7 protein-coding genes are annotated in these 7,173 nt (G+C 66.7%); 4 read left to right on the top strand and 3 right to left on the bottom strand.

The window, feature by feature from the left end; all coding sequences use genetic code 11:
- Positions 1-420: 420 nt before the first annotated feature.
- Complete coding sequence (locus ACTIR_RS25190; protein WP_154663662.1) at positions 421-1,533, top strand: ImmA/IrrE family metallo-endopeptidase; 1,113 nt, start codon at positions 421-423, stop codon at positions 1,531-1,533.
- Between the two features lie 2 nt (positions 1,534-1,535).
- Positions 1,536-2,036: a DUF4411 family protein gene (locus ACTIR_RS25185; protein ID WP_154663661.1), complete on the top strand. Its 501-nt coding sequence runs from the start codon at positions 1,536-1,538 to the stop codon at positions 2,034-2,036.
- 488 nt (positions 2,037-2,524) lie between these two features.
- Here ACTIR_RS25185 and pip read toward each other — a convergent pair whose 3' ends face one another.
- The 3 genes from pip to ACTIR_RS0104520 all read right to left on the bottom strand — a co-directional run bounded on the left by pip (position 2,525) and on the right by ACTIR_RS0104520 (position 4,791).
- Positions 2,525-3,502 (bottom strand): prolyl aminopeptidase, encoded by a 978-nt coding sequence (gene pip / locus ACTIR_RS0104530; protein WP_026453382.1) that lies wholly within the window; start codon positions 3,500-3,502, stop codon positions 2,525-2,527.
- 181 nt (positions 3,503-3,683) lie between these two features.
- Positions 3,684-4,127 (bottom strand): WapI family immunity protein, encoded by a 444-nt coding sequence (locus ACTIR_RS21695; protein ID WP_052583711.1) that lies wholly within the window; start codon positions 4,125-4,127, stop codon positions 3,684-3,686.
- A 31-nt stretch (positions 4,128-4,158) separates the two neighbouring features.
- The gene (locus ACTIR_RS0104520; protein ID WP_026453381.1) at positions 4,159-4,791 is read right to left on the bottom strand and encodes a maleylpyruvate isomerase family mycothiol-dependent enzyme; all 633 of its coding nucleotides are present in this window, start codon (positions 4,789-4,791) and stop codon (positions 4,159-4,161) included.
- 407 nt (positions 4,792-5,198) lie between these two features.
- Here ACTIR_RS0104520 and ACTIR_RS0104515 point away from each other — a divergent pair, with 407 nt between their 5' ends.
- The gene (locus ACTIR_RS0104515) at positions 5,199-6,041 is read left to right on the top strand and encodes a nitroreductase/quinone reductase family protein (RefSeq protein WP_026453380.1); all 843 of its coding nucleotides are present in this window, start codon (positions 5,199-5,201) and stop codon (positions 6,039-6,041) included.
- A gap of 57 nt (positions 6,042-6,098) precedes the next feature.
- Complete coding sequence (ligD, locus tag ACTIR_RS0104510; RefSeq protein ID WP_026453379.1) at positions 6,099-7,028, top strand: non-homologous end-joining DNA ligase; 930 nt, start codon at positions 6,099-6,101, stop codon at positions 7,026-7,028.
- Positions 7,029-7,173: the final 145 nt, after the last annotated feature.

Raw genomic sequence — 7,173 nt, 5'->3', positions numbered from 1 at the left:
GCCGAACGAGAAAGAGATGTCCTCGCCGGACGGGCAGGATCCGGGATGCCCACCGGAAGGGCAGCCGCGGTGCCGGTGGGCAGGGTGGGGGCTGCTTGGTGGTCATCCCGTCGCCTGACGTGATGGCTATCACGCCGCGCCGGGGCCGCAAGCCTGGCAGCCGGGCGTTGCGGTCCCGAGGACGGTTGCGGCCCCGACACGGCGTGATCGAGACGCCATCGGGCGACGGGATGACCACCAAGCGGTAACAATGCGCACACGTTCCGCGATCGCTCTACCCAAACCGTGCGAGATTGGGCACTCAGCCAATCAGCCGGTTGCGGGCATCGCGAGAGTCCCGAATGATGGCTCTTGGAGTGGAGGTCGCTAGGCGTGGGAGGGACAGCGGTGGTAACTAGAGTTCCTGTCTCCCCTTCGGTCTTGGAATGGGCTGCAGACTGGGCTGGAATCGAAGCTGACGACGTTCACGGAACCTTACCACTGAACGAATGGATCGCTGGCCAACAGCAGCCAACTATCAAACAACTCGAAAAGTTCGCCAAGACCGCCGGGGTCCCTTTCGGATATCTCCTCCTCCAGGAGCCGCCGAGAATGGAACTTCCTATACCCGACTACAGGGAAGGTTTCGGAGGTCCTGTCGGCGAGCCGTCTGCAAATCTGTTTGCAGTATTGAACCAGAGCATTCGGAAACAAGACTGGTACCGTGGCTACGCGCAAGACCATATGCTCCCAAAGGTGACCGTTGTAGCCTCCGCTGCAAAAACGAGCGCCACTGCCGCTGCAGAAGATATTCGCACGAAACTTGATTTCGAAGTACAGGAGCGTTTCGGCAATGGGTCTGCCGTGCGCAAGCATCTCATCGACAAGTTCGAAGAAATCGGCGGCCTGACTGTTGTCACCTCGATGGTTGACAACAATACTCATAGACCTTTAGACGAAGACGAGTTTCGGGGATTTTCTCTGGTCGATGAGTATGCCCCTCTTGTTTTTGTGAATGCTCGCCAGACTTTGAATGGTCAAATCTTTACCTTAGCGCACGAATTCGCGCACGTGTGGCTAGGATCCGGCGGAATCAGTCGAGAAGATCCCGCCCAGAGATCGAAATCAGAGATCGAGCAGTGGTGCAACACTGTCGCTTCTGAGGTCCTAGTGCCTTCAGAAGATCTAAAAGAGCGTTATCCCGGCATGTCAAGGCTTGAACTCGCCGGGCAGCTCAAGCGCCTGTCCGAGGTTTATCGCTGTGGCACCTTGGTGATTCTCCAAGCCATCCGCAGGAATCGTCTCATCGAGTTCGACGATTTTGAGTCCGTATACGATGCCGAAGTTCAGCGTCTGGCCTCTCATAAGGCGAGCGAAGTAAGTGGAGGGGGAAACTTCTACTACAACCAGAACTACAGAATCGGAGCAAGGTTTGCCCGCGCGGTAATCGGCGATGCACTCGAAGGGCGCACAGAGTTATCAGAAGCCATGAGGCTCACCTCTCTCCGTGCCCTTAACGTTTTCGACTCTTATGCCAAGCTCCTGGGGTTTTGATCATGTATCTCCTCGATGCTAACGCGTTCATGGAGGCTGCGCGCCTTTACTATGGGTTTGATTTTGCACCGGGGTTTTGGGACTGGCTTGAAGACCCTATCCTCGGCGGGCGCGTTGGCTCCGTAGCGGCTGTGCGCACTGAGATTCTTGCCGGCAAAGGTGAACTCGTGGACTGGGCAAACAAACTGCCAGCGGAGTTTTGGCTTGAGGACTCCGCTGACTCACTGGATAACTTGGCTCGACTTGCTACGTGGGCGAATGACAAAGACCGCCCCTACGGGCAGGCCGCCGTTAGCGATTTCATGGCTTCTGCCGACATAAGGATAATAGCGCTAGCGATGGCAGTAGGCGGGGTGGTAGTGACGCGTGAGGTGCCGGCTCCTCAGTCGAAAACGAGAGTGAAGATCCCGGATGTCTGCAGGGCTTTTGAAGTTCCCTACGAAACTCCGTTCGAGGTATATCGACAGCTCGGTATGAAGCTAGTAGCGCCTTCAGTCTCTTAGAACTAGTTGTTGGTGGTTGAGGTTGTCGACACTCGTCGCCAGGTCGGCGAACGAGTGTAAGGGGCCGTTGTCTCAATCCCCGGGTTTCCCTCGGAATATGCAGCTATGCGCGGACAGCCGAAGACGAAGAACGAGCATTAGCTTCTGCTAACGACACAGTTGGTGCCAGGTGAGGACAGTTAGCAGTAGACATCGGCGACTGTCGCCCTGGAATCGACGCAGTGCGGGTTCGAGACCCGTCGGGGGCACTGTCACCGCAGGTCGGCCCCCTTACGCCCCACAGACGCCGACCCTCACATCATGTCCTCAAGATGGCGCCTGACGTTGACCAGAAGAAGAGGTCCTCGCCGGACGGGCAAGCCTGGCAACATCAGCCGCCGGCCCCGAGGCAGGTTGCCCCCTTGACCCAGCGTGATCGGGCTACGCCAGGTCGACGGGATGGCACAAGGGCCCACTCCCAAGGTGGGAAGCAGTATGCCCCCCGACAACTACTCACGCTGATCCCGGGCGAAGCGGTCGGTGGCTGCGATGATCGCTGCGGTCATGCTGCCGCCGCGGTGTCCGGTGTCGTCGAGGACCACCAGCTCGCTGCCGGGCCAAGCGCGGTGCAATGCCCACGCCGTGTCGAGTGGACCGCTGACGTCGTAACGCCCGTGGATCAACACGGCAGGAATCCCGTGGAGCCGCTCGATGTCACGCAGCAACTGCCCCTCGTCCAGGAAGCAGCCGTGGGACCAGTAGTGGGTCACGATGCGAGCGAAGGCCAGCTGAAATGCCGGGTCGGCGACCGACAGGAACGGTGCGGCGTCGGGGGCCAGCGACATGTGGGTGTCCTCCCACTCGCACCACCCGCGTGCGGCCTTGGCCCGGACCTCGGGGTCGGGATCGTGAAGCAGCCGGCTGTAGGCGGCCGACAGGTCGCCGTCGCGTTCGGCGGCGGGTACGCCGTCGCGGAACCGCTCCCACTCGCGCGGGAAAACCCGGCCCATGTCACGAGTGATCCAGTCGGTGTCGCGCCGGTCGCCGTTGGTCACGGCCGCGAGCACCAGTTCGGTCACCCGCTCCGGATATGCCTGCGCGTAGGCGAGACCGAGGGTGACGCCCCACGAGCCACCCTCCACCAGCCAGCGCTCGATTCCCAGGTGGACCCGCAGCGCCTCCAGGTCGGCGACGAGGTGCTGGGTGGTGTTGGCCGACAGGTCGACGACCGGATCGGCCGCCGAAGGGTTGCTGCGCCCGGAGTTGCGCTGGTCGAACAGGACCACGCGGTAGCGGTTCGGGTCGAACAGGCTCCGCAATCTCGGAGAGCTCCCCGACCCGGGACCGCCGTGCAGGGCGACGGCCGGCTTGCCATCGGGGTTGCCCGACACCTCCCAATACAGCGAATGGCCGTCGCCGACCTCCAGCATGCCTGACTCGTGCGGCTCGATCGATGGATAACGCCCGTCGTCGGATGTCCTCGCCATACAGGCATGATCGCTGTGGTGCTCCACGAGAGAAAGGGCTCGCCGCCGCACGAATCCTCAGGTCATTCCGACCACGACGGACTTCTGTTCTCCAAGATGGTTGCCGGTGTAGTGGCGCTGCCCAGCGCAGGCGCTGGGCCGGTGCGGGCCGTCATCCTCCGGCAGCCCAGCGCCGGTGTGGTCATGTCGGTGTCCCAGGGGCCGGGAACTCGCGCAAGCCGTCTTCCAGCGCTGCCATCGCAGGTGGCAGGTGTGATTGGTCGAGTCCGTGCAGCTCGAAACGGAGTCGGTTCTCCAGCGCGTCCGTAGCCTCTCCGGTCACGGTCAGGGTTCCGGTCCTTGTGCACCGGATGGTGAGGCTGATCCAGTCTTCGAGGCTGTCCAGCTGCGCGGTGCCCTGCAGCGTGTCGTGGACCGCTCGTAGCTCGTCACGGAAGTCGGCCAGTTCCTCGATCCGGAGACTCGCCCCGAGGGTTCCGGTGAAGCACCCGGCGCGGACCGAGATCGAAGCGGAGACCCAGCCGCCGTCCCGAAAGTCCGAAGCGTCCGGATGCGACGGGGCCCGGAGGATCAGCCCGATGTGTTCGCCGCCCTCGCTCCCGAGCAGTACCGAGGACGGTGTCATCCGGAACTCCCCGACCGTCCTCCCGGAGTGATCACTTCCCGATGCGGGAGGCGAGGATCGGTTGCCCCGGGCCGGTCAGCTCGTCCACGACACCGGTGCGGCCCGCCATCGCCATGAGGAGTGCCTCGCCGGGGCCCTGCACGATCCGGCCGCGGCCGGCGGACCAGTCGACGTCGGTGGCGACGAGGCGCAGGCCCCGGATGCGGAGGAGGGCCCCGAGCGGGGGTGCGAGCAGCGCCAGGCGCAGGGTCGTGACGAGCCGCTCGGCCGGGATCTCGCGGTGGTGGCCGAGCGCGCGGCGGATGTCCTGGTGGTGGATCAGCCCGTCCTCCAGCGCGCTCACACCGCCACTCAGACCGTGGAACCCACGCGGGTCGGCGTAGCGCTCCAGCAGCGCGACCAGCTCGTCCGTCGGCAGCGTGTTGTACTCGGCGACGCCGATCTCGTTCATCGCGGCCAGCGACCGGCCCCGCCGGGCGCGGTCGAACAGGCCCCGGGGGCCGAGTTCGTCGTAGCTGATGGCGTGGGCGACGACGTCGCGCACGCGCCATCCCGCGCACAGGCTCTCCGTGTCCCACTGGTGCGGGGTCAGTGTCCGGAGATACCGCGCCAGCTCGGTGCGTTCCTCCCGCGCGAAGCGGCGGGTGCGTTCGAAGACGGCCATACCGCATGCTCGCACGGCCCCGGAACCGGTTCGCCACGACCGGTGCGGGCAGGCGCCGCCGAGGCCGGGGGGCCGTTCCGGTGAATTCCTGATGCCGCCTTGACCGCGGTGACCGGGGCCGGTTGGATGAGCCGTGTGTCACGGGACTTCCGGCGAGCGGCGACGCCCCCGAAGCCTCGGACACCGGATGTTTCCCGGGGAGGTTGCCGTGACGTCTCGGTCCGCAGGGCGACTCTGACCCGCTCCCACCCGCACCGCCTCCGGTGACCGCGCGATCGGCGCGCGTCCCGTGCCGCTCCCACCACCGAGACCGTGACCACCGCAGCACACCGGCCCGACCACGTCGTCGAGCGTTTCCGTGCCGCGGAACAGCTCCGACGTGCGTTGAGTATCCATAACGGAGTGTCATGTCCGACTTCGAGCAGCCCGTCATCGAGGAGTTCCGGGCCAACCGCGGCAACGTGGGAGGTGCTCTCCCGGGGTCGCGGCTCGTCCTGCTGACCACCACCGGCCGCCGGAGCGGCCGGCCGCACACCGTTCCGGTGGAGTTCCTGCACGACGGAAACGGGCGCACGCTGGTCATCGCCTCGGCGGCCGGCGCCGAGGCGCACCCGCAGTGGTACCGCAACCTCCTGACTGAGCCCCGTGTGACGGTCGAGACCGGGGCGTTCACCTACACGGCCGACGCGGAGGTACTGGACGGCGCGGAGCGCGACGCGGCGTTCGCCCGTGCGGCCGAGATCGACCCGACCTGGGCGGAGTATCAGCGGCGGACCGACCGGGTCATCCCGGTCGTGGCGCTCCGGCCGGTCGAGGGTGGACCGGCCGAGGACCTGCCGTGGGGCGACGCGCTCACGGTCATCCACGACGTCTTCCGGCGCGAACTCGCGGCCCTCCGTACGGAGGTGGCCCGGTCCGGACCGCGCCTGGGCGCCCAGCTGCGGATCAACTGCCTGGCCCTGTGCCGAGGGTTGGGGCACCATCACCACACCGAGGACGACGGCACCTTCCCGCTGCTCGACGACGCCAACCCGGAGCTCGCCGGCGTGCTCGCGCGCCTGCGCGCCGAACACGAGGCGATCGCGGCGCTGCTCGACCGGCTGCGCACCGTCGTCGCGGACGAGGGGGCCGACGCGGGCGCGGTCGCCGATCAGGTCGGGCAGCTCACGCGGCAGCTCGAAGCCCACCTCGACCACGAGGAGCGGGAGCTCATTCCCGCTCTGAACGTCCTGGGCGCCGCGCGGGCCTGAACCACGGACGTGCTTTCTCGTCCCCCGGTGCCCCGGCCGCGCCGCTACCGTGGGGTCATGGGCAGCGACGCCGTCGAGGTCGACGTCGGGGGTCGCACGGTGCGGATCACCCACCCGGACCGGGTGTACTTCCCGGAGCGCGGGGCGACCAAGCTCGACCTGGTCGAGTACTACCGCGCGGTCGGTGACGGCGTGGTCCGCGGCCTGTACGAGCGGCCGTGCATGTTGCACCGGTTCCCGGACGGGGTGTCCGGGGAGAAGGTGCACCAGAAGCGGGTCCCGCGTGGCGCGCCGGACTGGCTGGAGACCGTGCGGGTGTTCTTCCCGCGCTACAGCCGCACCGCCGACGAACTCTGCGTCACCGAACTCGCCCAGGTGATCTGGGCGGTGCAGATGTCGACGGTCGAGTTCCACCCGTGGAACTCCCGCAGTGCCGACACCGAGCACCCCGACGAGTGGCGCATCGACCTGGACCCGATGCCGCGCTGCGAGTTCGCCACCGTGCGCCGGGCCGCCCACGTCGCCCACGAGGTGCTGGACGAACTCGGCATCGTCGGCTTCCCCAAGACCTCGGGCGGCAACGGCCTGCACATCTACGTCCGGATCGCGCCGCGCTGGGACTTCGGGCAGGTGCGGCGGGCGGCACACGCCTTCGCCGTCGAGGTCGAGCGGCGTGCGCCGCGCGCGGTGACCACTGCCTGGTGGCGCCGGGACCGGGACCCGACGGCGGTGTTCGTGGACTACAACCAGAACGCCCGCGACCACACGATCGCGTGTGCCTACTCGGTGCGCGGGTCGCCGCGGGCGACCGTGTCCACCCCTGTCCGGTGGGACGAGATCGACGACGTCGACCCGCGCGACTGCACCATCGCCACCGTCCCCGGCCGGTTCGCCGAACTGGGTGATCTGCACGCGGGGATCGAGGACGTGGCCCATTCCCTGGACACCCTTCTGGAGTGGGCCGATCGCGACGGCCTCGACTCCTGACCCCGAGGGGGCACCGTGCCCGACAGCACACCAGGCGGCACCAGTCCCGACGACGACACCTCCGGCGGCGGCACCCCCGGGGACGGCACCTCCGGGGACGGGGCGCTGCTGGGCCGGTCCGGCGACGGGCGTGGCCGGGCCGGGC

This window comes from Saccharomonospora iraqiensis subsp. iraqiensis (genome assembly GCF_000430445.1).
In the GTDB taxonomy this organism is placed as follows: Bacteria; Actinomycetota; Actinomycetes; order Mycobacteriales; family Pseudonocardiaceae; genus Saccharomonospora; species Saccharomonospora iraqiensis.
This window is presented reverse-complemented; position numbering and strand designations above follow the sequence as displayed.

Bases quoted from the DNA above. Each gene is read 5' to 3' on its own strand.
- ACTIR_RS25185 (WP_154663661.1), top strand. From the start codon at position 1,536: ATGTATCTCCTCGATGCTAACGCGTTCATGGAGGCTGCGCGCCTTTAC.
- pip (WP_026453382.1), bottom strand. From the start codon at position 3,502: ATGGCGAGGACATCCGACGACGGGCGTTATCCATCGATCGAGCCGCAC.
- ACTIR_RS21695 (WP_052583711.1), bottom strand. From the start codon at position 4,127: ATGACACCGTCCTCGGTACTGCTCGGGAGCGAGGGCGGCGAACACATC.
- ACTIR_RS0104520 (WP_026453381.1), bottom strand. From the start codon at position 4,791: ATGGCCGTCTTCGAACGCACCCGCCGCTTCGCGCGGGAGGAACGCACC.
- ACTIR_RS0104515 (WP_026453380.1), top strand. From the start codon at position 5,199: ATGTCCGACTTCGAGCAGCCCGTCATCGAGGAGTTCCGGGCCAACCGC.
- ligD (WP_026453379.1), top strand. From the start codon at position 6,099: ATGGGCAGCGACGCCGTCGAGGTCGACGTCGGGGGTCGCACGGTGCGG.